General features: G+C 71.0%; 24 protein-coding genes. 12 read left to right on the forward strand and 12 right to left on the reverse strand.

Annotated elements, in window-relative coordinates; genetic code table 11:
- Position 1: 1 nt before the first annotated feature.
- The gene (locus tag OHS57_RS02345) at positions 2 to 757 is read right to left on the reverse strand and encodes a (5-formylfuran-3-yl)methyl phosphate synthase (protein WP_041999297.1); all 756 of its coding nucleotides are present in this window, start codon (positions 755 to 757) and stop codon (positions 2 to 4) included.
- Between the two features lie 214 nt (positions 758 to 971).
- Positions 972 to 2,003, reverse strand: coding sequence for a DUF4331 family protein (locus OHS57_RS02350; protein WP_041999296.1), 1,032 nt, complete (start codon positions 2,001 to 2,003; stop codon positions 972 to 974).
- Between the two features lie 185 nt (positions 2,004 to 2,188).
- Here OHS57_RS02350 and OHS57_RS02355 point away from each other — a divergent pair, with 185 nt between their 5' ends.
- A complete protein-coding gene (locus OHS57_RS02355) occupies positions 2,189 to 3,130 on the forward strand; it encodes a tellurite resistance/C4-dicarboxylate transporter family protein (protein ID WP_328580796.1) in 942 nt (313 codons plus the stop codon).
- A 23-nt stretch (positions 3,131 to 3,153) separates the two neighbouring features.
- On the opposite strand, the gene OHS57_RS02360 is transcribed toward OHS57_RS02355, so the two are convergent.
- Positions 3,154 to 3,579: a DUF1622 domain-containing protein gene (locus tag OHS57_RS02360; RefSeq protein ID WP_328580797.1), complete on the reverse strand. Its 426-nt coding sequence runs from the start codon at positions 3,577 to 3,579 to the stop codon at positions 3,154 to 3,156.
- Between the two features lie 172 nt (positions 3,580 to 3,751).
- On the opposite strand from OHS57_RS02360, the gene OHS57_RS02365 reads away from it, so the two are divergent.
- Complete coding sequence (locus tag OHS57_RS02365; protein ID WP_328580798.1) at positions 3,752 to 4,465, forward strand: SDR family NAD(P)-dependent oxidoreductase; 714 nt, start codon at positions 3,752 to 3,754, stop codon at positions 4,463 to 4,465.
- Positions 4,466 to 4,525: 60 nt separating this feature from the next.
- Here the strand turns inward: OHS57_RS02365 and OHS57_RS02370 are convergent, their stop codons facing one another.
- Positions 4,526 to 5,221 (reverse strand): type 1 glutamine amidotransferase domain-containing protein, encoded by a 696-nt coding sequence (locus OHS57_RS02370; protein ID WP_328580799.1) that lies wholly within the window; start codon positions 5,219 to 5,221, stop codon positions 4,526 to 4,528.
- Between the two features lie 152 nt (positions 5,222 to 5,373).
- On the opposite strand from OHS57_RS02370, the gene thpR reads away from it, so the two are divergent.
- The 5 genes from thpR to OHS57_RS02395 are packed head-to-tail and all read left to right on the forward strand — an operon-like array spanning position 5,374 to position 9,395.
- Positions 5,374 to 5,970, forward strand: coding sequence for an RNA 2',3'-cyclic phosphodiesterase (gene thpR / locus OHS57_RS02375; protein ID WP_328580800.1), 597 nt, complete (start codon positions 5,374 to 5,376; stop codon positions 5,968 to 5,970).
- Between the two features lie 59 nt (positions 5,971 to 6,029).
- The gene (locus tag OHS57_RS02380) at positions 6,030 to 6,470 is read left to right on the forward strand and encodes a MarR family winged helix-turn-helix transcriptional regulator (RefSeq protein WP_328580801.1); all 441 of its coding nucleotides are present in this window, start codon (positions 6,030 to 6,032) and stop codon (positions 6,468 to 6,470) included.
- A 29-nt stretch (positions 6,471 to 6,499) separates the two neighbouring features.
- Positions 6,500 to 8,263, forward strand: coding sequence for an MFS transporter (locus OHS57_RS02385; protein ID WP_328580802.1), 1,764 nt, complete (start codon positions 6,500 to 6,502; stop codon positions 8,261 to 8,263).
- The gene (locus tag OHS57_RS02390) at positions 8,260 to 8,826 is read left to right on the forward strand and encodes an isochorismatase family protein (protein WP_328580803.1); all 567 of its coding nucleotides are present in this window, start codon (positions 8,260 to 8,262) and stop codon (positions 8,824 to 8,826) included. The genes OHS57_RS02385 and OHS57_RS02390 overlap by 4 nt, the downstream gene beginning before the upstream one ends.
- Positions 8,823 to 9,395 (forward strand): YbhB/YbcL family Raf kinase inhibitor-like protein, encoded by a 573-nt coding sequence (locus OHS57_RS02395; RefSeq protein ID WP_041999275.1) that lies wholly within the window; start codon positions 8,823 to 8,825, stop codon positions 9,393 to 9,395. The genes OHS57_RS02390 and OHS57_RS02395 overlap by 4 nt, the downstream gene beginning before the upstream one ends.
- Positions 9,396 to 9,397: 2 nt before the next feature.
- Here the strand turns inward: OHS57_RS02395 and OHS57_RS02400 are convergent, their stop codons facing one another.
- Genes OHS57_RS02400 through OHS57_RS02410 form a run of 3 tightly spaced genes read right to left on the reverse strand, consistent with a single transcriptional unit; the run spans position 9,398 to position 12,358 of the window.
- A complete protein-coding gene (locus OHS57_RS02400) occupies positions 9,398 to 10,072 on the reverse strand; it encodes a hypothetical protein (RefSeq protein WP_328580804.1) in 675 nt (224 codons plus the stop codon).
- A gap of 28 nt (positions 10,073 to 10,100) precedes the next feature.
- Complete coding sequence (locus tag OHS57_RS02405) at positions 10,101 to 11,240, reverse strand: hypothetical protein (protein ID WP_328580805.1); 1,140 nt, start codon at positions 11,238 to 11,240, stop codon at positions 10,101 to 10,103.
- Complete coding sequence (locus OHS57_RS02410; protein ID WP_443043042.1) at positions 11,237 to 12,358, reverse strand: FAD-dependent oxidoreductase; 1,122 nt, start codon at positions 12,356 to 12,358, stop codon at positions 11,237 to 11,239. The genes OHS57_RS02405 and OHS57_RS02410 overlap by 4 nt, the downstream gene beginning before the upstream one ends.
- A gap of 338 nt (positions 12,359 to 12,696) precedes the next feature.
- Between OHS57_RS02410 and OHS57_RS02415 the strand changes: the two genes are divergently transcribed.
- Positions 12,697 to 13,458 carry an SDR family oxidoreductase gene (locus tag OHS57_RS02415; RefSeq protein ID WP_328580807.1) on the forward strand — a complete coding sequence of 254 codons (762 nt, stop codon included), beginning with the start codon at positions 12,697 to 12,699 and terminating at the stop codon, positions 13,456 to 13,458.
- A 1-nt stretch (position 13,459) separates the two neighbouring features.
- Here OHS57_RS02415 and OHS57_RS02420 read toward each other — a convergent pair whose 3' ends face one another.
- Positions 13,460 to 14,086, reverse strand: a complete 627-nt coding sequence (locus OHS57_RS02420) for a dihydrofolate reductase family protein (RefSeq protein ID WP_328580808.1) — start codon at positions 14,084 to 14,086, stop codon at positions 13,460 to 13,462.
- A 78-nt stretch (positions 14,087 to 14,164) separates the two neighbouring features.
- Entirely contained in the window at positions 14,165 to 14,776 is a 612-nt protein-coding gene (locus OHS57_RS02425; RefSeq protein WP_328580809.1) for a GOLPH3/VPS74 family protein, read from the reverse strand.
- A gap of 125 nt (positions 14,777 to 14,901) precedes the next feature.
- Here OHS57_RS02425 and OHS57_RS02430 point away from each other — a divergent pair, with 125 nt between their 5' ends.
- Positions 14,902 to 15,507: a muconolactone Delta-isomerase family protein gene (locus OHS57_RS02430; protein ID WP_041999257.1), complete on the forward strand. Its 606-nt coding sequence runs from the start codon at positions 14,902 to 14,904 to the stop codon at positions 15,505 to 15,507.
- A 55-nt stretch (positions 15,508 to 15,562) separates the two neighbouring features.
- Here OHS57_RS02430 and OHS57_RS02435 read toward each other — a convergent pair whose 3' ends face one another.
- Positions 15,563 to 17,068: a dihydrolipoyl dehydrogenase family protein gene (locus tag OHS57_RS02435; RefSeq protein ID WP_328580810.1), complete on the reverse strand. Its 1,506-nt coding sequence runs from the start codon at positions 17,066 to 17,068 to the stop codon at positions 15,563 to 15,565.
- A 192-nt stretch (positions 17,069 to 17,260) separates the two neighbouring features.
- On the opposite strand from OHS57_RS02435, the gene OHS57_RS02440 reads away from it, so the two are divergent.
- The 3 genes from OHS57_RS02440 to OHS57_RS02450 all read left to right on the forward strand — a co-directional run bounded on the left by OHS57_RS02440 (position 17,261) and on the right by OHS57_RS02450 (position 19,213).
- Positions 17,261 to 18,256, forward strand: a complete 996-nt coding sequence (locus tag OHS57_RS02440; protein ID WP_328580811.1) for a TDT family transporter — start codon at positions 17,261 to 17,263, stop codon at positions 18,254 to 18,256.
- Positions 18,257 to 18,347: 91 nt separating this feature from the next.
- Positions 18,348 to 18,794: a nitroreductase family deazaflavin-dependent oxidoreductase gene (locus OHS57_RS02445; protein ID WP_328580812.1), complete on the forward strand. Its 447-nt coding sequence runs from the start codon at positions 18,348 to 18,350 to the stop codon at positions 18,792 to 18,794.
- Between the two features lie 5 nt (positions 18,795 to 18,799).
- On the forward strand, positions 18,800 to 19,213 hold the full coding sequence (locus tag OHS57_RS02450; RefSeq protein WP_328580813.1) for a nuclear transport factor 2 family protein: 414 nt from the start codon (positions 18,800 to 18,802) through the stop codon (positions 19,211 to 19,213).
- 57 nt (positions 19,214 to 19,270) lie between these two features.
- On the opposite strand, the gene OHS57_RS02455 is transcribed toward OHS57_RS02450, so the two are convergent.
- Both OHS57_RS02455 and OHS57_RS02460 read right to left on the reverse strand, forming a co-directional pair.
- The gene (locus OHS57_RS02455) at positions 19,271 to 20,293 is read right to left on the reverse strand and encodes an LLM class flavin-dependent oxidoreductase (protein WP_041999249.1); all 1,023 of its coding nucleotides are present in this window, start codon (positions 20,291 to 20,293) and stop codon (positions 19,271 to 19,273) included.
- Positions 20,294 to 20,306: 13 nt separating this feature from the next.
- Complete coding sequence (locus tag OHS57_RS02460; RefSeq protein WP_328580814.1) at positions 20,307 to 21,533, reverse strand: MFS transporter; 1,227 nt, start codon at positions 21,531 to 21,533, stop codon at positions 20,307 to 20,309.
- Positions 21,534 to 21,536 lie beyond the last annotated feature (3 nt).

The raw sequence follows: 21,536 nt of genomic DNA on the forward strand, positions 1-21,536 counted from the left end.
GTCAGCTCGCGGCGGCGACGGCGGCTGCGGATTCCCGGGCGTGGCGGTCCATCTCCGCGCGGAAGGCGGCCACCAACTGCGGCTGGATCCTGCCGGTGTTGCGGTCGCCGCCCTCGCAGACCGCACCGCGCACCCCCACGATGTCCGTGCCCATCCGGGTCAGCGCGCCGAGGTCTCCCGCTTTCACACTGCCGGCGAGGGCGGCGAGCAGACCGGCCTCGTGGGACAGCCGGACGAACTCGGCGCAGGCCTCCGGCGGAACGTGGTCGAACAGCCGGGTCCCGTCCTTGATCGCGGTGTCCAGCATGGCCGCGTCGGAGCCGGAGCGGCGGGCGATGTCGGGCAGCGCGAGCGGGTTGACGCTGCCGATCCGGTGGGCGTCGGCGTAACCCGAGGCGACGACGAACGCGTCCGGCCGATAGTCCTTCACCGCCCGGACGACGCCGCTCATGATGTCGACGGCCTGGTCGGACGTCGTGCATCCGTAGAGGCCGACCTTGATGTACGTGGCTCCCGAGACGACCGCGCCGAGCGCCGCCTGGGCCACCGTGCCGGGCTTGTACGGCACGTCTCCCACGGTGGCGGACACGGGCGTACCGGCGGGGATCGCGTCACGGATCTCTCTGATCACCCACGGGAAGTTCGCACCGAGCGAACCCTCGTCGGGCTTCTTCACATCGACGATGTCGAGATGCTCCGCCGCCTTCGCGCAGTCGAGAGCTTCCGTGACGCTGTCCGGGGAGATGAGAAGCAACAACGTAGAACTCCTTCCGCCGCATGTCCGCCCGGGCAGGAGGCGGTTATGCGGAGTCGAATGAATCCGTTACGGTCTGCTCATCATTGCTGCCGTTCCGTGTTCGCCGGTAGGGCGTGCGGAGTCGAATGGGCACACCGAATTCCGCACCGGTGCGCCGTGCACGCCGGTGCGGAAGTCGGTGTGGATGCGGGTGCGGCTTCCGGAGCCGTTTTCGTCAGACGGCCGGGGCCAGGTAGGGGAAGTACGGGGTCGAGGGGGCGTCGACCGCTTCCTTGCCGAGGCCCACGGCCAGCGCACTGTCGGTGGCGAGGGAGAACATGACCTCGCCGGCGTTGTCGTTCAGCGCCCGGCCGTTGAACTTCGCGAAGCCGAAGACCGCGGGAGTGCCGATCGTGTACGGCAAGATGTCCGGGAGCACGCGATCGGCCACCGTGCGACCGTAGTTGTGCGGATCGGACGTGGTGCCACGGGCCGCGACGACCGCCGCGACGCGGGCGGCGATCTCCTCGTTGAACGTGTCGGCATCGTGGGCGGGGGCGGTCTGGTTCAGCCGCTCGGCGAGTTCGTCGTCGAACTGCGCGAAGATCGGCGAGACCATCGGGAGCCCGCACCTGTTGATGCGGTGCCATCCGCCGGCATCGGTGGCCAGCGCGGTGACGCCCCACACCTTGATGTCCTTGCCGCGGGTGAAGGGCACCAGGCCGGCGTCCGGCACCTCCAGCACGATCGACCGTACTTTCTGGCCGGAGAACAGGCTTTTCACCGGGTCGGCGTCCGGTGCGGGGACATCGACGTCGGTGCCGTGCTGGAACGCCTGGCCGACGGCCTCCACCACGGCCGGGTTCATCCAGAACGGGTCGCCGGCCCTGCCGGTCCACACGCGCAGGCCCCCGTCGGTGCTGAGTTCCCGCCCTGTCGTGCCGCTGAGCAGCACGGTGCCGTCCGCCGCGTCGTCGCCCGCGTCCTCGCCCACGAGCCTGCGCAGCTCGACGGCTTGCGACTCCTGCTCGTCCGGCGGGCCGAAGCTGAAGCGGTAGGTCAGATTCTCGACGGCGTCGCCCGTGCTGTCGATCTTGAATTCGTACCGCGCCTCGGGGTGGAATCCCTTCGGCGCGTCCGGGCCTGCGGCGTCGGAGCATACGTTCATCACGAAGACGGTCCCGCGCTCACCCCGGAACACGTACACGTCGGAGATGTTCAGCCGGGCATCGGCGCGGGCTGCGGGTGAATCGAGGTGATGAGACATGTCCAGTGACTCCTCTGCGCGACTCTCCCTGCCCGGGAGGCATGTCCTGGTCGTCCGGATCGGAACCGACACCGGGCCGTGGGCCGCGCGGCTGACAGCGCATTACCACTACAAAGGTAGTCGCCCCGCTCCGCGGGCGCGCGGCCGAACTGGTGGGTTCGGGGACGCGCTGGTGGAATGGGACGGTGACGCATACGGCAGCCGCGGGGAGCGTCGGCGAACTGCGCGCCGGGGGCGGCGCCGCCGTGATGGCCACCGGCATCCTGTCGGTCGGGCTGCATAACGTCGGCGATGAAGTCCTGTCGTTGATCGCCCTCGCCGTCGGCGCGTGCTGGTGGGTCCTGCTCGCCGTGTCCTTCGTGATCACGTTCTTCAGCGACAGGACCCGCTGGGCCGCGGAGGCCGGGACCCCGCCCGCGCTCACCGCTGTCGCGGCCACCACGCTGCTGGGTACGCGCCTGTCCCTGCTCGGATGGCAGAGCACGGCTGCCGCCCTGCTCGCGCTGGCGGTGCTCGTGTGGCCAGGACTGCTGGTGACCGTCGTGCGCCGGGCGGGCCGCCGTCACCTGCACGGCGACATCTTCCTGATCTGCGTGGCCACACAGGGGATCGCCGTGCTCGGCGGAAGGCTGTCCATCGCGGACGGCTCGGCCTGGCTCGGCACCGCGGCTGTCGCCTTCTTCTGCCTCGGGGTCGTCCTGTACGCGGTCGTGTTGCCCCGCTTCGACCTCCGGCAGATCTTCACCGGCGCGGGCGACCACTGGGTGGCCGGCGGTGCACTGGCCATCTCGGCCCTGGCTGGATCCACACTGCTCGCGTCCCCCCGGTGGACCGGTACGGCACACCAGACGCTGGATACCGCCGCACTGGTGCTTCTCGGGCTCGCTGTCGCCCTCTGGGCGCTGCTCGCGTACGCGGAGATCCGCCGGCCGCGTCTCGCTTACGACGTCCGTCGCTGGTCCACTGTCTTCCCGCTGGGGATGACCGCGGCGGCTGCGCTGTCCCTCTCCGCCTCGGCAGGCGTCATGTGGCTGGAGGCCCTGGGCCGGGTCCTGCTGTGGATCGCGGTGGGGGCGTGGCTGCTCACCTTCGGCGGACTGGTCACGACGCGCGTACGGCCGTCCTGAGGAGCCGGGCCGCGGACCATGGGTCAGGGCGAGGGATCGTCGCTGTTGGACGGCGGTCTCGGCGTGCCCCCGTCGACGGCCCGGGCGACATGCGTGCCGCCGGTCTTCAGCGCCTGCCGCCACGGAAGAACGCCTTCGATCTCGATCTGCAGGGAGAAACTCAGGAAGGTGCGAATCAGCACGATCAGTCCCAGCACGGCGACGTTCTCGAAGGTCGGCGCGACGGCCACGGTACGGATCAGGTCCGCCGCCACAAGGATCTCCAGGCCGAGCAGCAACGCTCCGCCGAAGACCTGTCGCATCGCCCGGTAGCCCTCGGCCGCCAGTCCCGACCGCCGCCAGTCCCGTGCGGCGACCGCCAGCGCCAGCACGAAGCCGACGGCCAGTACCACCGCACCGACGCCCTCGAAGACCTGCGCCGCGTGGTCCATCGCTTCGGTAAACGTCACGCTTCAGCTCCGGGCGTCGAAACAGCGTTCTCCTGCTGCCATCGTCGGGCCGTGGCGCCTGGGCGGCGACCGCAGCCAGTCCTGCTCCCCGGGGCGCCGGATGGCCGTTCCTGTCCGATCCCGGAAGAATTGACGGGCAGGCGTTCGGCATCCGATCCGACGGGAGTCCCTCATGGACGCCACACGGAAAGTCGCCGTCATCACCGGAGCGTCGGGAGGCATCGGGACGGCCCTGGTCGCCGCTTACCGCGGGCTGGGCTACGCGGTCACGGCCACCAGCCGCTCCGCCCCGCCGACGAACGATCCCGAGGTGCTGTCCCTGGCCGCCGACGTGGCCGAGCCCGGTGCCGGGGCGCGGGTGGTTGACGCGACCGTCGACCGTTTCGGCCGTATCGACACACTGGTCAACGGCGCCGGCGTGTTCGTCGCCAAGCCGTTCACCGAATACACCGACGCGGACTACGAGTTGGTGGTCGGCGTGAATGTGCGCGGTTTCTTCGAGGTGTCGCGCGGTGTGATCGCCGCCATGCTCTCCCGGGAGGGCGGCGGCCATGTCGTGAACATCTCCAGCAGCCTCGTCGACAACGCCGACGCCGAGGTGAGCGGGGCGCTGACCTCCCTGACCAAAGGCGGTCTGGACGGGGTCACGAAGTCGCTGGCGATCGAGTATGCCACCCGCGGGATCCGGGTGAACACCGTCGCGCTCGGCGTCATCAGGACCCCGATGCACCCGACCGACCCCGACGGGTTCCAGGCGGCGCGTCATCCGGTCCGCCGGATGGGCGAGGTCGACGATGTCGTCCGCGCGGTGCTCTACCTGGAACAGGCCCCGTTCGTCACCGGTGAGATCTCGCACGTGGACGGCGGCCAGAGCGCCGGGCACTGAGCGACGTACACCGACGAGGCGGGCGAGTAGGCCGCCGCCCGCCGTCGGCGTCAACTCGTCTCAGGCGAGGGTTTTCAGGAGCCGCTCCCCCAGTACCGCCGCGGAGTGCGGGTTCTGGCCGGTGACCAGGTTGCGGTCCTCGACCATGTACGGCTCCCAGATCGGGCCGCGGCTGTAGTCGACGCCGACCTTCTCCTTCAGATCGGTCTCCAGCAGCCACGTCGCCCTGGACGCGAGTCCGACACCTTCTTCCTCCTCGTTGGTGAAGCCCGTGACCTTGTAGCCCTTGAAGGGCGACTCGCCGTGAATCCTGGTGGCGAGCAGCGCGGCCGGGGCGTGGCACACGATGAAGAGCGGATTGCCCGAGGCGAGCTGCGCCGTCAGCAGCCGGCCCACGTCGGCGTCGAACGCGAGGTCCGACATCGGGCCGTGGCCGCCCGGCAGATAGACCGCGTCGTAGTCCTCCAGGCGCACGTCCGACAGCTTGAGCGGGCGTCGCATCACCTCGGCGTCGCGGATGGTGGCCTCCAGATCGAGGGCCTCCTGTTCGCCGCCCGCCATGGACGGCCGCAGGCTCATCATGTCGACGTTCGGGACGGCACCGCCCGGTGTCGCGACCACGACCTCGTGGCCGGCGCCCGTGATCTCCCGGTAGGGGTTCGCGAACTCCTCGGCCCAGTAGCCGGTCGCGTACCTCGTGCCGTCCTTGAGCACCCAGTACGTCGCTCCGCTCACTATGAAAAGGATCTTCGCCATCACTCACGCGCCTCCACCCGTACTTTTCGACCGATTTGTCGGCTTCCAGCGTAGGCAGGGCTTCGACCAGGCGCATGCGCTCCCGGATCCGACGCTTTCCCTGACGATGCGTCATATTTCGCCGACGCTCAGGATGCGGTACGAAGTCCGGTGTGACAGCTGAGAATCGGCCCGCGACCGTTCGCGTGTTCATCGCCCTCGCCCCGCCCGACCACGCCAAGGAAGAACTGGACCGGGAGCTGCGCACCGCCCGTGACACGCACCCCGACATGCGATGGAACCGCATCGAGGACTGGCACATCACCCTGGCGTTCCTCGGAGGAGTGCCGGTCGGGACGGTGTCGCTCCTGCGGCCGCCGCTCGCCGCTCTCGCGGCGGACCACCGGCCGCCGCGCCTGGCACTGCACGGCAGCGGAACCTTCGACGCGCGGGTGCTGTGGAGCGGAATCGAGGGAGACGTCGACGAGCTGCATCAGCTCGCCGCCGATGTGCGCGGCGTCGTCAAGGAGTGCGGTGTCCTCCTGGAGGACCGGCCCCTGCGGCCCCATCTGACGTTGGCCCGCGCCCGCCGGAACGATGACTCCTCGGCGGCGGAGATCGCCGAACGGCTCGCCGGGTTCACCGGCTGCCGGTGGCCCGCGTCGCGTCTGCATCTCGTCGGCAGCAATGCCGGCCGTGGCGGCGGGCCGGTCCGCTACCGCGACATCGAGGCGTGGGCACTCGGCGACGGGAACTCCGCCGGCTCCTGAGTGACGACGACAGGATCAGCTGAATTTACTAAGGTCGACTTATAAAGTAGCCTTAGCATATGAGTGATGATCTGGACCCCGACGCGGTCGCCGCCGCCCTGCTGGCGAGTCTCAGCGTGCTGGTGCGACGGGTGCGGCAGGTACCGGTCGACGGCGGGCTCACGATGCCCGAGCGGACCGCCCTGTCGCGTCTGGACCGGTTGGGCCCGACCACCTCCTCCGCACTGGCCAGGGAGGTGCAGATCACCGCACAGGCCATGGGGGCGACGCTCGGTACGTTGCGCGACCGCGGCCTGGTCGAACGCCGGCGCGACCCGGACGACGGCCGGCGTGTCGTGCTGACGGTGACCGACGCGGGCCGGCAGGCGCTGAAGGACAAGCGCAACGCGCGGGCCGAGCTCATCGCACGCGCCCTGACCGGCGGCACCTTCACCGGGGCCGAGCTGGAGCGCCTCGCGGCGGCGGCGCCGCTGCTGGACCGGCTGGCCCAGAACATCTGACGCCGAAGGAACCCTGAGGAAGCAGGCCGATGACGGACCCTCCCACCACGCGTGCCCCGCGCGGCCCGGTCGACGACGACCGGTACAAGTGGACGGCACTGACGAACACCACCGCCGCGGTCTTCATGTCCGGGCTCGACGGCTCCATCGTGCTGATCGCGCTGCCCGCGATCTTCCGGGGCGTACACCTCGATCCGCTGGCGCCTGGCAACATCGCCTATCTGCTGTGGATGATCATGGGGTACCGGCTGGTCCAGGCCGTCCTGGTGGTCACGGTGGGCCGCCTGGGAGACATGTACGGCCGGGTCCGGATCTACAACGCCGGGTTCGCGGTCTTCACCTTCGCCTCCGTCCTCCTCTCCTTCGACCCCTTCGACGGCGGCCACGGAGCGATGTGGCTGATCGGCTGGCGGGTGGTGCAGGCCGTCGGCGGCTCGATGCTGACCGCGAACTCGGCCGCGATCCTCACCGACGCCTTCCCCGACGAGCAGCGCGGCTTCGCCCTCGGCATCAACCAGGTCGCCGCCCTGGCGGGGATGTTCATCGGGCTGGTCGCCGGCGGTCTGCTGGCCGCATGGGACTGGCGCGCGGTGTTCTGGGTGAACGTGCCGGTCGGCGTGTTCTTCACGCTGTGGGCCTACCGCACCCTGCGCGAGACCGGAAAGCGCGGTGGCGGCCGGATCGACTGGTGGGGCAACATCACCTTCGCCGTGGGCCTCAGCGCGGTGCTGGTCGCTGTCACCTTCGGCCTCCAGCCCTACGGCGGACACACCATGGGCTGGACGAACCCGCTGGTCGACGTGCTGATCGTCGGCGGGCTCGTCCTCCTGGCGGCGTTCGTCGTCATCGAGAACCGGGTGGCGGCGCCGATGATCCAACTGAGCCTCTTCCGGCGGCGCGCCTTCACGTTCGGCAACCTGGCCGGCCTGGCCATCTCGATCGGCCGCGGCGGGATGCAGTTCGTGCTGATCATCTGGCTGCAGGGCATCTGGCTTCCGCTGCACGGTTACGACTACGGCGACACCCCGCTGTGGGCCGGCATCTTCATGCTGCCGCTGACCGCCGGGTTCCTCGCCGCAGGACCCGTCTCCGGATATCTGTCGGACCGGCTCGGCTCCCGGGGGCTCGCCACCGGCGGCGCGGTACTGTTCGGCGCCAGCTTCCTGGGCTTGATGGTCCTGCCGATCGACTTCAGTTACTGGGTCTTCGCGCTGCTGATCGCGCTCAACGGGATCGCCAGCGGTATGTTCGCCTCCCCCAACTCCTCCTCGATCATGGGCAGTGTGCCCGCGCACCTGCGTGGTGTCGCCTCCGGGATGCGGGCCACGTTCCAGAACTCCGGGACGGCCGTCTCCATCGGTGTGTTCTTCTCGCTCATGATCGCCGGGCTGGCCGGCAGCCTCCCGCACACCCTCACCGGCGGACTGCAACAGCAAGGCGTAGCGGCCCATATCGCCGGCCAGGTCGGCAACCTGCCACCGGTCTCGTCCCTGTTCGCCGCCCAACTGGGCGTCAACCCGATCGAGCACCTGCTCCAGCCCACCGGCGCCCTGGCCCATCTGACGGCCGCACAGCGACAGACGCTGACCGGAAGGGAGTTCTTCCCGTCCCTGATCGCCGGCCCCTTCCACTCCGGTCTGGTCGTCGTGTTCGCCTTCGGCGCCACGCTCGCCTTCCTCGCCGCTGTCGCCTCTCTGCTGCGCGGCACCGGCACCGCGGCCAAGGCCCGGGGGCCGCACGAAGCCGCACCGACCCCGGCAACCAGCCGACATCCACAGGAGAAACGACCGTGACACTGACAACGATCGATCCCACCTCCGCACTGGTCGTGATCGACCTGCAGAAGGGCATCGTGTCCGCCCACAGCGACCCGGCGGTCACCGCTGCCGTCAAGCAAGCGGCAAACCTGGCGGCCGAGTTCCGGCGGCACGGCCTGCCCGTGGTCCTGGTGAACGTCACCGGACGCGCGCCGGGACGCACCGAGGCCGGACGGTCCGGAAGCGGCGCCGCACTGCCGGCCGGCTGGGCCGATCTCATCGCCGAACTCGACGTCCAGCCGTCGGACCACCTGATCACCAAGCGGCGGCGCAGCGCCTTCCACGACACCGGTCTCGACACCCTCCTGCGGGATCTGGGCGTCACCCAGATCGTGCTCGCCGGGATCTCGACCAGTTCGGGCGTCGAGTCGACGGCACGCTCGGCCTCCGACCACGGGTATCACGTCGTCCTGGCCACCGACGCCATGACCGACCCCGACGCCGAAGCGCACCGCCACAGCATCGCGCGCGTCTTCCCGAAGCTCGGCGAGACCGCCACCACTGCCGAGGTCGTCGAGAAGGCCGGGGCAACACGATGAGTCTGCTCGGCCGGCTCCTGAAGAACCGCAGGGCGGGCGAGGCCCACCTGGCGTGGAACCTGCCCAACCTGCGAGGCCATGACCTGCTGACCGTCACCAGCCGGGACTTCGGCGACGACGGCTCCATGCGGCTGGAACAGTGCGCGAAGCACATCGGCGGTGACGACGTCTCCCCCGAACTGGCCTGGAGCGCGCTCCCGGCAGGGACGGCCCAACTCCTGCTGGTCGTCGAGGACATCGACGTACCCATGGGCAAGCCCGCCGTGCACTGCCTCGCCCTGATCGACCCGGCGGCCGGGCACCTGGAGCCCGGTGCCCTGGCCGGGCGGAAGCCGGGATCCGGGGTACGGGTGCTGCGGTCCACGATCGGCCGCGGCTACCACGGTCCCGCGCCGGTCAAGGGCCATGGGCCGCACCGCTACGTCTTCCAGCTGTTCGCCCTCTCGGCCCCCGTGGACAGCGGCCCGGCCGGCACGCCGGTGGACCGGGCACGGCCCCGTGCCCTCCTGCCCGCCGTCAGCGCGTCCGTGCTGGGCCGAGGACGGCTGACCGGGGTCTACGAGCGCTGATCTCACCACACCCGGGCACGCAACTGCCGCAGGTAGGCGGTGGGATCGGGATGTGCGCCGTCCTGGGCCCCGGAACGGTGCAGTTCCATCCTGCCGTCGGGCCGCAGCCGGATCGTCGTGGTCGCCGCGCGTTGCGGTGCGTCAGGAGTGTCCGGTGTGATTCCGGGGAGGGTGGCGGGGTCGAGGACAGGAACGTGGTCGGGAAACATCGCGCGGGCCCGGGCCGCCGTGGGCGCGGGCGGGCGGCCGGTGCGGTTGGCGCTGCTCACGTACAGCACGGGATGTTCGTCCAGCACGGGCAGCAAAGGATCCCAACGGGCGCCGAACAGCAGGGTCCAGCCAACGTACGTCGCCGGGTTCAGCCAGGCGGGCGGCGTGCGGTCGTCACGCAGCGGGGCGAGCAGCGTCACGCGCTCGTCGGTGAGGAGCGACCGGGCCGTTCGGGCTGCCTGCGGGGTGAGGTCAAGTGCCTTCAGGACCAGGTCGGTTGTACGGGGGTGGTGGGTCCACAGGGCGACGGGCTGGTCGGCGGGGCGGTCCTTGGCCCGGTTCACCGCGTACGGAGTCGTCGCGGCGACGACGTACGTCAGCGGCGCCGGGTTGGGCAGCACCGCGGCCCTGCCCTGGGCCAGGGCGGCGCGAACAGCGTCGCCGGTGTCGTCGTACGGAGAGTTCATCGCGCGGACTCGCGCACCACGTCGACGGTCATCGTCCCGCCTTTCGGTCACTGGTCACGGCCGGCTCACCGGGCAGGAAGCCCAGACCGCAGAACGGTAGCCCGACCGGATCGGGCACCTGGTGCGGGATCGCCGACGCGGACAGGGTCCCCGCCGCGGTGGCGATCAGGTCGGCGACCGCCGCGCGTACGGTCTCCCTGACGAACGCGTACACCCGCTCGGGCGACGCGGCGCTGAACGCGTCGCGCGCGTAGTGCTCGATCGAGTCGACGATGACCGCACCGGCGTTGACCAGCGGCGTCGGCACGTAATCGATGCCGCGGCCGTGCAGGACTCGCGCGGTGACGTCCTCGTCGGCCAGGACGGCGTTGGCCGAGCCGATGACGGCACCGCACCGCAGCCGCCCGGCCAGCGCGGGGTCGACAAGATCGCTCACCGAGCAGGGCATCAGGACGTCCACGTCCTGCGCGGCCCAGTCCTGTACCGGCCGGCTGCCCGGGACGTCCGGCGCCCCAGGCGCGGTGTCGCAGGTCAGGACGGACGCGCCCGCCGCCACAAGTTCCGTCGCCAGTACGGCGCCCACCTTGCCCACGCCGTGCACCAGCACGCGCAGCCCGGTGACGGGGCCGCCTGCCCAGGCCTCGACGGCGCCCAACACGCCGTACGCGGTGGCCGTGTTGGGCTCGACGCTGCTGCCGATCGCGTTCAGCACGTACGGCGTCATGAGCGACAGCCGCCCCATGTCGGCGGCGTCCACCCCCATGTCGGCGCCGGTGTAGAGCGTGCCGGCGGCGTGGTTCAGCACCTGCGCGACCGCTGCCAGCAGTTCGTCGTCGACCACGTCCGCACCCGTCACCAGCATCTTGGCGCCCCAGAAGCCGGTGCGGTGCAGTTGGTGTTTGAGCAGCATCTCGGTGGCCAGCCGGCGGGTGAGGCCCCGGGGATCAGTGACCAACTGGCCACAGGCCACTCGCAGTCCCCCGTTGGCGGGCAGGGGGTGTGCGGGGTCGCCGGTGGCCAGCGCCAGATGGAGAACGCTGCCACGGGGGCCGCTGAACCGGCTGACCCGTACGGCCCCCGGCTGCCCTCCCCCCTGCCCTGCCGCCTGCCCTGCGGCCTGCCCTCCCGGCTCCGCTCCGGCGCGACCGACCACGCCCCGGCCGGTCATGCGAGGGCCAGCGCGGGATCGTGGTGGGCGCTGCGGCCGTCGACCGCCAGGTCGGCGCAGATCCGGCCGAACATCGGGACGAACTTGAAGGCCCATCCCGCCGACTGCACCACCACCCGCTCACCGTTCGGGACCGAGGCGGGCAGCGTCCCGAGGTAGAACTGGCGGCCGGGGTCGGTGGGCAGCGCCGCCAGACAGCTGCCCGCCCGCACGCCCCGGGGCACAAGACCGGGGAGGTGATCCCGCACCCATCGGGCGGCGCTGCCGAGATCGCCGCCGTCCGGGACGGCGGGCGCCCCCGGATCCTCGTCCTTGACGGTCCGTTCGGCGTCGGAAGCGGCCCTGACGAGATCGCTCCCGGTCCACGGGTTGTGGCCGAATCCGTAGAAGGAGCCGTTGCCGTCGCCTTGTTCCGGCGCCAGGAAGGCGTACCAGGTGGGCAGGTCCACATCGGCGGCGCGCCGGGCGAAGTACGCGGAACTCATCCGGAAGACATGCAGATCGAGCGGGCAACCGAGCGGTGCGAGCAGTTCGTTGGCGAACGCACCGGCGTTCACGATCACCGTACCCGCCCGGTAGGTGCCGGAGTCGGTCCGTACGGTGACGCCCTCGCCGTCCGGTTCCACGGCCCGGACCCGTTCCTGCTCGCGGACGCGCACCCCCGTCTGCGCGCACAACTGGGAGAGCGCTGCGACCGTCCCCTTGACGTCGATCACACCGCCGTCGCGCTGATAGAAACCCTCGTGGTCGGCAGGCAGCCGGGCGAAGCCGAAGCGGGACTCGATCTCGGCCGCCGACAACCACTCGTACGGCACGCCGAGACGTCCCAGAACGGTGGCCGCCGTGTGCAGTTCCCCCTCGCTCGTCGCCAGTCCGACCCGTCCGAACCACAGGCTGCCCGTCCGGTGCAGCAGCCGCCTGTCGGCGGCGGACTCCAGCGCGTGCCAGCGGGGCAGGGTCTCCAGCGCCAGCCGTGACCACTGTTCCTCGCTGTACTGGAGCCGCCACTGCCGTTCCAGACCGGCGGAACTCGCCCGGTCGTGTCCCGTACCGAACCGCTCCAGCACCGTCACCGAGCGTCCGCGCCGGGACACCTCCCAGGCGGACGCCAGGCCTATGGCGCGGGCCCCATGACGATCACGTCCGCGTGCTCCGCCGGCATCTCCGCACCCCGCCCCCCGGCGGGAAGGGCCCCACCGACGCGCTATCCCTGCCCCTGGGTCCACAACCGGGAACGCGACGCCTCATGGCGTGCGGAAGCACACGCACGTGGTGTTGCGCACTCCGCGCGCCCCACCCGCGTCGAGGTGCCAGGGCCGCAGAGACTGGTGGGCCGCAGAGACTGGGCCGAGGGGACCGGGCCGAGGAGGCGGTCAGTGGCCCGAGGGGCGACGATGGTACGGGGGAAGGGGGAGCGGACGGTACGGACAAGGGGGACGAGAAGCCGGAGGTTTCGATGGCTGCCGCACCTGTTGTTCCCGGGGCCCACAGCGCGGGGGGTTTCGCCGGTCGGACGGTCGTGGTGATCGGTGCCAGCGCCGGCATCGGGCGCGAAACGGCGCGCCAGGTGCGCGCGGGCGGCGGTCAGGTGGTTCTGGTCGGCCGCAACCCCGAACGCCTCCGCGAAGCCGCGCTGGAGCTCGACGCCCGCAGCACGGCGGTGTTCGACGCCACCGACAACGACCGGCTGGGGCAGTTCTTCGAGGATCTGCGGGGACCGGTCGACCACGTGATGGTCACCGCCGGACGGCCGTCCTACACGCCGCTGGCGGACATGGACCTCGCCACCGTTCAGCGGGAGGTCAACGACCGCTTCGCCGTGACCCTCGGCGTGGCACTCCACAGCCGGGACAAGGTACGGGCCGGGGGCACGCTGCTGTTCATCGGCGGCACCGGGGGCCGGCGTCCCGGCGTCGGCATGGCGGTGGCGTCCGCGCTCACCGCCGCACTGCCCGCCCTCACCGCGAATCTCGCCCTGGAGATGGCGCCGGTCCGGGTGAACCTCATCGCGCCCGGATTTGTGGACACCCCGCTGTCGGCATCGCTCCTCGGCGATCAACTCGACGCCCGCCGGAAGGAGTTGCGTAACACACTGCCCATCGGACGAGTGGTGGGTCCGGCCGATGTGGCCGCGCTGGCGCTGCACATCATGACCAACGAGGCGCTCACCGGCGCCACGTTCGACGTGGACGGAGGCCAGCAGCTCCTCCCCCACTGAGTCAGTCGTCCTCGCGATCGGGTTCGCCCATGGTCCCCGTCCTCGGGGTGCCGTCGGCGAGCGCGTAGCGCAGGTGCACGGTGCCCTTCGGACCGGCCGCCGGCGGTGCGAGGAGTGTGAGGTTGGTGGGCACCTCGCCCCCGTCGAACACCTTCTTCCCGACGCCGAGCACGACCGGGTGCACCCAGAGGTCGAGACGGTCGAACAGCTTCTCGCGCAGCAGGGTCTGCACCAGATCGAGACTCCCGACGACCTTCACCCGCTCGTGCCGGTCGCGGATCTCGCGCACCGCGTCGGCCAGATCCGGCCCCAGCAGGTTGGACCCGGCCCACGGCAGCTCGGGCTTGCCGCGCGAGGCCACGTATTTCGGGATGCTGTTGAAGAGCGTGGCGATCTCGCCCTCCTCCTGGTGGGGCCAGTAGCCGGCGAAGATGTCATACGTACGCCGGCCGAGCAGGAGGGCGTCCGTGCCCGCGTACGCGGCGCTGATCTGCTCCCCGGTCACCTCGTCGACCAGGGGCGCCTGCCAGCCTCCGAACGGGAACCCCACCGGGTCCTCGTCGGGGCCGCCGGGCGCCTGCCCGACGAAGTCGAGGGTGGCGAACAGCTCGATGTCGATGAGGCCCATGTCTACTCCCGATGTGGCGGTCGTTCCGGTCAGTGGGTAGACCTCGGCGGACCGGCGGACTCATCGCCAGGACGGGGGTCAATATCCCCGCTGTCGGTTGTCGGCCGCGGCGTCCTCCAGTCGGTGCTCCCGCTTGTCGCGTTCGTCTGCCAGCTCGGCCAGAGCCCGGTCCACCGCGGCGACCACCACGTGGACGGTGTCACCGACCGGCGCGGCCGGGCGGGCCGACCGCTCCCGCTCGACTCCCAGACTGTGCGCGAGCCGCACCAGAACCGCCTCACCCGACTCCCAGCGCTCCATGGCGGCTCGGCGGACCGGGGAGTCGGCCGGCGTCCTGCCCTCGCCCCTGAACAGCAGCCGGTGCCGGTGCGGGCGGATCAGCAGTCCGTCGGCTTCGAGAGCGTCCACGTACCGCCACGACAGGCCGCGCCCCCGGCGCCACAGCCATTCGTCCACCGTCTCGAACGGCGCCTCCCGCACCATCGAGGAGACGGCCCCGTCCAGCAGGCCGTCCGGCCCGGTACGCCTGCTCCCCGGAAGGACGCGGTTGTCCGCCAGCCGCACACAGTCCTCGGCGGCCAGATCGATCAGCTCGGCACCCGCCAGCGCGAGCGACAGGTCACCCGATTCGACCGGTGTCGTCGCAGCCGAATCCATCACCACGAGGAGCAGGTCGCATGATGTCGTCACAGCTCACACCGCCGTCCGATGGGTGGCGCCGTATGGCACCGATCATCACCTTTCACGGTATACCGGGTAGCGGGCCGGAGCCATCACGGGGTGCGATCAACCGGCCTTCGCCGGAGGATGAGTTCATGGAATTCCTCGTCACGATGACCACCAGCGTTCCGGAGGGGACGTCACAGGCGGAAGTCGACGCCGTACGCGCCCGTGAGGCCGCGAACTCGCACCGGCTGGCCGAGCAGCGGCAGTTGCTGCGCCTGTGGCGCCCGCCGTTGCAGCCCGGGGAATGGCGCTCGCTCGGGCTGTTCGCCGCACCGGACGCGACACAGCTCGAAGAGATCCTGGCCTCGATGCCTCTGCGTGTGTGGCGCAGCGACGAGGTCACGCCCCTGACGCCCCACCCCAACGACCCCGGACCGGCTTCGGCCGGTACGCCCGCGGCCGCCACGGAGTTCCTGGTGTCCTTCGCCCCGATCGCCTCGGACGTCGGGCCGTCCGAGGCGCTGGAGGACGCCACAGCGGCGGAGGCGGTACGGACGGCGGAGCTGGCCCGGGAGGGCACGCTGGTACGTCTCTGGCGCACGCCCGGTGAGCGCCATGCGCTCGGACTGTGGCGCGCCCGGGACACCGACGAGATGCAGTCCGTGCTGAGCACCCTGCCGCTCGCCGGGTGGCTCTTCGTACGGACGACGCGGCTGAGCGAGCACCCGAGCGATCCCGGCCGGGCCGAAAGCTGACGGCCGCAGGGACAGCCGGCCGACTTGTCGACCACGCAACGCGTCGACTCGTCGGCTAGGCGGCCCGTCGGCCGGCGTCCAGCGTCTCCAGGAGGCGCAGCCAGACCTCGCTCGCGGTCGGGTAGCTCGGCACGACGTGCCACATCTCAGCGACCGGCAGGCGCGCCACCATCGCCGTCGTCGCCGAATGCACCAGTTCCGCGACGCCCGCGCCCACGAAGGTCGCACCGGCCAGCGTGTCCGTCGCCCGATCGATCACGAGCTTGGCCCGGCCGGTGTAGTCCTCGCGCATGACGTAGGTCCCCGCGAGAGCGGCCATGTCGTACTCCGCCGTCTCGACGTCGACTCCCGCGGCGTACGCCGCCGCCTCCGTCATGCCGACCGAGCCGACCTCGGGCACCGTGAACGTCACCTGGGGTACCGCACGATGGCCTTCCCCGCTGCTGAAGCGGCTCCCGCGCTCGAAGGCGTCGCCCCCGCCGGCGGCCCGGGCCGCGATCACCTCACCGGCCACGCGGGCCTGGTACTTGCCCATGTGGGTCAGCAGCGCCCTGCCGCACGCGTCACCGATGGCGTAGAGCCACTGACCGGTGGCGCCTCGGACCGTCTGCTGGTCGTCCACGTCGAGGAATCCACCACCCGTGATCCCCACGGACGCCAACCCGATGTCGTCGGTGCGCGGCACCCGGCCCGCCATGACGACGATCTCGTCGGCGCGCAGTGTGTTTCCGTCGTCCAGCTGCACTTTGACCTCGCCGCCGTGCGTCCAACCCACGCCTGTGTCGCGTGCGTTGTGGCGTTCCACTTCGGTGAGGCTCCGGCCGGGGAACAGCCGCACGCCCGCCGACTCAAGACGCTCGGCGACCAGCTGCCCCGCGAAGGGCTCCTGACGTGTGAGAAGCCGGGTGTCCCGGTAGACGAGGCTCAACTCGGCCACTCCCAGGCCGTTCAGCCAGGTCGCCGCCTCGCACGCCGCCACACCACCGCCGAGGATCACCACACGCGGCGGCACGTGGTGGAGATTCGTGGTGTCGCGCGAGGTCCAGGGGCGGGCCTCGCGAAGTCCTGGGACGGGCGGTACGGCGGGTGCGGATCCCGTGTCGATCACCACGGCGTGGCGGGCGGTGAGAGTACGGGTCTCCCCCGACGGATCCGTCACCTCGACACGGCGTTCCCCCGTCAGCCGGCCGTACCCGCGCACCACGTCGATGCCCGCGCCGAGCGCCCACTCCACCTGCGAGTCGTCCGAGAGACCGTGCACGACGACGTCCCGGCGCGCCAGCACGGCCGGTACGTCGAGCTCTCCCCCGTCGACCAGCGAGGACACGCCCGGCACGTGTGACGCGTCGTCAAGGACCTCGACCGGACGCAGCAGCCCTTTGCTGGGCATACACGCCCAGTACGAGCATTCGCCCCCGACGAGATCCGCCTCGACCAGCACCGCGTCCAGGTCCGAGAACTGCGTGGCGTACTGCGCGGCGTTCTCGCCCGCCGCCGCTCCCCCCAGCACGATGACGTCCCATTCCGACCTCGCGGGATCGAGTGCTGCCGTCAGGTGCACGGCCCTCACTTCTCTCTTCCGACGCATTACGGTCCAAAGGCGCAGATTTCTCAGCGACCCCCTCAGTATGCGCCCGGCACGCTGACGGGGCTCGGCCAGTCGGGCGAAGGTGGCGGCCGCCGCGCCGGTAGGCGGATCCGTACGGGCATGTCTGGGGGACAGGCACCGGAGCACGTAGGGAAGGAACCCGCTGTGACCGCTACCAGGGTGCCGCTGACCCTCTTCGGGATCCCCTTCGGCGTCGCCGGGCTGGCCGGGACCTGGGGGGCGGCGGCGAGCGCGGGTTATGTTCCGCGGTGGCCGGGGGACGCGCTGATCGCACTCGGCGCGGTCCTGTGGCTGGCCGCGGTGGTGCTGTACTTCCGAGGCGCCCTGTCCACGAAGGGCGCACTCGTCGCGGACCTGACGAGCGGCATCGTGAGTCCATTCGCCTCGCTGATGGTCATCATCCCGATGCTGCTGGCCGCACAGGGAATCGTGCCGCACGCCCTGGGCGCCGGGCGGGTCGTCGTGGACATCTTCATCGTGCTCACGCTGCTGCTCGGCAGCTGGCTCACCGGCCAATGGATCTACGGCTCCTTCGAGCTGGACCAGATGCATCCGGGCTACTTCCTCCCCACGGCGGCGGGCGGCCTCATCGCCTCCGCCGCGGCGAGCGCGGTCGGTCAGCGGGGCCTGGCGGAGTTCATGCTGGGCCTGGGAGTCATCTGCTGGCTGATGCTGGGAAGTCTGATTCTGGGACGGCTGTTCTTCCGGCCGTCGCTGCCCGCGGCGCTGACCCCGACCATGGCGATCGAGGTGGCGCCCGGCGCGGTGGCGAGTCTCGCGGTCCTCGCCCTCAACGGAAACCGGATCGACCTCCCCGTGGCCTTCCTCGCCGGCTACGGGCTGCTCATGGTGATCGCCCAGATCCGGCTCTTCCCGGCGTACCGCAAGCTCTCCTTCGGCCTGGGCTTCTGGTCCTTCTCGTTCTCCTGGGCCGCTGTGGCCTCGGCCACGATGCACTGGATCGCGCTCTCCGACCTGGCGGGCCCCCGCGTCTACGCCTGCCTCGTCCTGGCCGCCATCACCGTGTTCGTCGCGGTCCTCGCCGCTTTCACCGTGCGCGCCGTGAGCCGGGGGCAGCTGCTGCCGCCCGCTCCTCCCCCGCCTCCCGCGCGCGACGCCGGGGCACAGTCCGACAGGTGAGGGATCATGGAGACGGCAGATCCGACCGAGGGCCGAGGCAGCCGGCAGCACGCCGGTCGCCATGCGCCCCCATCACGGAAACGAGGACAGCATGCCTCTCAGCGGCGAGTACCAGCCGAGCCCCGAGCAGTGGGTCAGCGAACAGGTCGCGTTGTACGAGGGTTCAGGGGGCGCCGAGGGTACGACGTTGCGGGGTATCCCCGTCATCGTCCTCACCAGCCTCGGAGCCAAGAGCGGCAAGATCCGCAAGAACCCGCTGATGCGGGTGGAGCATCAGGGGACGTACGCCGTGGTGGCGTCGCAGGGCGGTGCGCCCAAGCATCCGACCTGGTACCACAACCTGGTCGCGAACCCGCTCGTCGAGCTCCAGGACGGCGCCGTACGGCAGGACATGACGGCACGTGAGGTCGAGGGGGCGGAGCGCGACCTCTGGTGGGCCCGCGCCGTCGAGGTCTGGCCGGACTACGCCGACTACCAGACGAAGACGGACCGGGTGATCCCCGTCTTCGTGCTGGAGCCCGTGGCCGACGCCGGCTGATCCCGATGGATCCTGATGTCCGGAACAGAGCCGCCGTCGAGGACCACTGGCGGGCGTCGGAGCGTGGCGACATCGAGGCCGAGCACGCCGTCTACGCCGCCGACGCGGTCCTCGACTACCCCCAGTCGGGTGAGCGCTTCCGGGGCCGCGTGGCGATTTCGGCGCAGCGTGGCGGACACCCCGCCGACCGTCATTTCACCGTCCGGCGGATCACGGGCAGTGGGGATCTGTGGGTGAGCGAGTGTGTCATCACCTACGACGGAGTGCCGACCTGCTCGGTGAGCGTGATGGAATTCGCCGACGGGCACGTCGTGCACGAGACGCAGTACTTCGCCGACCCCTTCGGCGCGCCCGCGTCGCGGGCGGCGCTCGCCGAGCCGATGCCGGGCAGGACGATCACCGGGGCTGACGGGCCCTGACCGCGACCGGCCGGAGCCCCGCCCGTGCGACGCGGGGCCCCGGCCGGCCGGGGAGCGTCAGCGCCAGCCGAGCGCCGGGGCGACGTGGGTGACGATGTTCTCCAGGACGTGGGTGTTGTAGTCGACACCGAGCTGGTTCGGCACGGTCAGCAGGAGCGTGTCGGCCTCCGCGACGGCTTCGTCCTCCGCGAGCTGCTTCGCCAGGACATCGGGCTCGGCTGCGTACGTACGGCCGAAGATCGCGCGCGTTTCGGCGTCGATGTGGCCGATCTGGTCCTCGCTCCCGCCCTCGCCGCCGAAGTACGCGCGGTCCTGGTCGGTGGTGAGCGCGAAGGCGCTGCGTGACACGGAGACGCGGGGTTCGTGCTTCCACCCTGCTTCGGCCCACGCCTCCCGGAACGCGCGGATCTGCGCGGCCTGCTGTACGTGGAAGGGGGCGCCGCCCTCGTCATTCTTGAGCGTCGAACTCATCAGGTTCATACCGGACTTGGCCGCCCAGACCGCGGTGGCGTTGGACGCGGCACCCCACCAGATGCGCTCCCGCAGCCCCTCGGAGTGCGGCTCGACGCGCAGCAGCCCGGGCGGGTTGGCGAACATCGGCCGCGGGTTGGGCCGGGCAAAGCCCTTGCCCTCCAGGACGGACAGCAGCACCTCGGTGTGCTTGCGCGCCATGTCGGCCTCGGTGTCGTCGCCGCTCGGTGCGTAGCCGAAGTAGCTCCAGCCGTCGATGACCTGCTCCGGTGAGCCCCGGCTGATGCCGAGCTGGAGCCTGCCGCCGGAGATGAGGTCGGCGGAGCCGGCGTCCTCGGCCATGTACAGGGGGTTCTCGTACCGCATGTCGATCACGCCGGTGCCGATCTCGATCCGCGACGTCTTCGCGCCGATCGCGGCCAGCAGCGGGAACGGCGAGGCGAGCTGCCGGGCGAAGTGGTGGACACGGAAGTAGGCACCGTCGGCGCCCAGCTCCTCGGCTGCCACAGCGAGGTCGACGGCCTGGAGCAGGGCGTCCGCCGCCGACCTGGTCTGCGAGTGCCTGGTGTCGGACCAGTGCCCGAAAGACAGAAAACCGATGCGCTTCATGCCCGGCACAACGTCAGACCGACTTGATTGATTCCTCAACTACTCGGTTCGGGTCCGCTCGGTCCGGCTCCTGCTGCCAGCGGATGCGGGTACTGCACACGGCCACCACCAGCGCGGCGGCCGACACACAAGCGAGGCCCCAGCGCAGGCTGCTCGCGCTCGCGACGAATCCGATGAGCGGGGGCCCGGCCAGCAGGCCGGTGGTGCCCATGGCGGCGACCAGCGTCAGCGCGTTGCCGCCCTGCCGCGCGGCTGCCACGTACACGCAGGGCGTCACGGCGGCGATGCCCAGGCCGACACAGGCGAAGCCGACGAAGGCGGGTGCCACTCCCCCGGTGGCCAGGGCGAGCGCCAGTCCGAGGCCCGCGAGGGTGCTGCCCGCGAGGACGACCCGTCCGTCGCCCCAGCGCTCGCGCCAGCTGTCGGCGCACAGCCGCGCGAGGACCATCATCCCGGACACGACGGCGATGCCGAGCGGGGCGACCTGCGCCGAGGCGTTCACGACGCCTTCCAGGTAGAGGGTCGACCAGTCGTTCATCGCCCCTTCCACGATGGTGCCGAACACCATGGCGCAGCACATCCACCACACCAGGGCGGTGGGCAGCGCCCACCTGCGGCCTGCCGCCGGCTTCACCGGTGTGTCGTCGTCCGCCTCCGCGGCCACCGCCCGCTCCGCGTCCGGCAGCAGCCCGGTCGCGGCCGCCGCGGCGAGGAGCAGCAGGAGCAGGGCGGCGACGGCGAAGTGGGTGGTGACCGACGGCGTAGCGAGGCGCACTCCGGAGGCCAGCAGCCCGGCGAGGAAGGAGCCGCCGCTGAAGACGGCGTGCAGTTTGGCCATGGTGTGTCGCTCGTGGTGTGCCTCCAGGGCGGCGCCCTGGGCGTTCATCGCCGTGTTGAGGCAGCCCACGACGACCCCGTCCACGCAGACCACCAGCAAGGCGACGGGGTAGTTGGGGGCGGCTGCGAGCGCCACGAGGACCACGGCGAGCCCGACCGTTGAGGCCAGGGCGAGCCGCCGGGAGCCCAGCCGTCTCATGAGCAGGGCCACCAGCGGGAAGGAGACGCAGGATCCGACCCCCGCTGCCATCAACAGCACCCCCACGCCTGCCGCGTTGAGACCCAGCTCCTCCTTGAGGGCGGGTATCCGCGCGGCCCACGTGGCGTATTGGAAGCCGAGGGCGCAGAAGAGGGCGGCCGTCGCGAGCTGGCCGCGGCGGAAGGTGGGAACAGGGGACGGCACGTC

Origin of the sequence: Streptomyces sp. NBC_00370, from assembly GCF_036084755.1 — a bacterium.
Taxonomy (GTDB): Bacteria; Actinomycetota; Actinomycetes; order Streptomycetales; family Streptomycetaceae; genus Streptomyces.

Coding starts and splice junctions, on each gene's coding strand:
- OHS57_RS02430 (WP_041999257.1), top strand. CDS start 14,902: ATGGAATTCCTCGTCACGATGACCACCAGCGTTCCGGAGGGGACGTCA.
- OHS57_RS02380 (WP_328580801.1), top strand. CDS start 6,030: ATGAGTGATGATCTGGACCCCGACGCGGTCGCCGCCGCCCTGCTGGCG.
- OHS57_RS02400 (WP_328580804.1), bottom strand. CDS start 10,072: ATGAACTCTCCGTACGACGACACCGGCGACGCTGTTCGCGCCGCCCTG.
- OHS57_RS02405 (WP_328580805.1), bottom strand. CDS start 11,240: ATGACCGGCCGGGGCGTGGTCGGTCGCGCCGGAGCGGAGCCGGGAGGG.
- OHS57_RS02385 (WP_328580802.1), top strand. CDS start 6,500: ATGACGGACCCTCCCACCACGCGTGCCCCGCGCGGCCCGGTCGACGAC.
- OHS57_RS02420 (WP_328580808.1), bottom strand. CDS start 14,086: ATGGGCCTCATCGACATCGAGCTGTTCGCCACCCTCGACTTCGTCGGG.
- OHS57_RS02350 (WP_041999296.1), bottom strand. CDS start 2,003: ATGTCTCATCACCTCGATTCACCCGCAGCCCGCGCCGATGCCCGGCTG.
- OHS57_RS02450 (WP_328580813.1), top strand. CDS start 18,800: ATGGATCCTGATGTCCGGAACAGAGCCGCCGTCGAGGACCACTGGCGG.
- OHS57_RS02455 (WP_041999249.1), bottom strand. CDS start 20,293: ATGAAGCGCATCGGTTTTCTGTCTTTCGGGCACTGGTCCGACACCAGG.
- OHS57_RS02445 (WP_328580812.1), top strand. CDS start 18,348: ATGCCTCTCAGCGGCGAGTACCAGCCGAGCCCCGAGCAGTGGGTCAGC.
- OHS57_RS02415 (WP_328580807.1), top strand. CDS start 12,697: ATGGCTGCCGCACCTGTTGTTCCCGGGGCCCACAGCGCGGGGGGTTTC.
- OHS57_RS02370 (WP_328580799.1), bottom strand. CDS start 5,221: ATGGCGAAGATCCTTTTCATAGTGAGCGGAGCGACGTACTGGGTGCTC.
- OHS57_RS02395 (WP_041999275.1), top strand. CDS start 8,823: ATGAGTCTGCTCGGCCGGCTCCTGAAGAACCGCAGGGCGGGCGAGGCC.
- OHS57_RS02365 (WP_328580798.1), top strand. CDS start 3,752: ATGGACGCCACACGGAAAGTCGCCGTCATCACCGGAGCGTCGGGAGGC.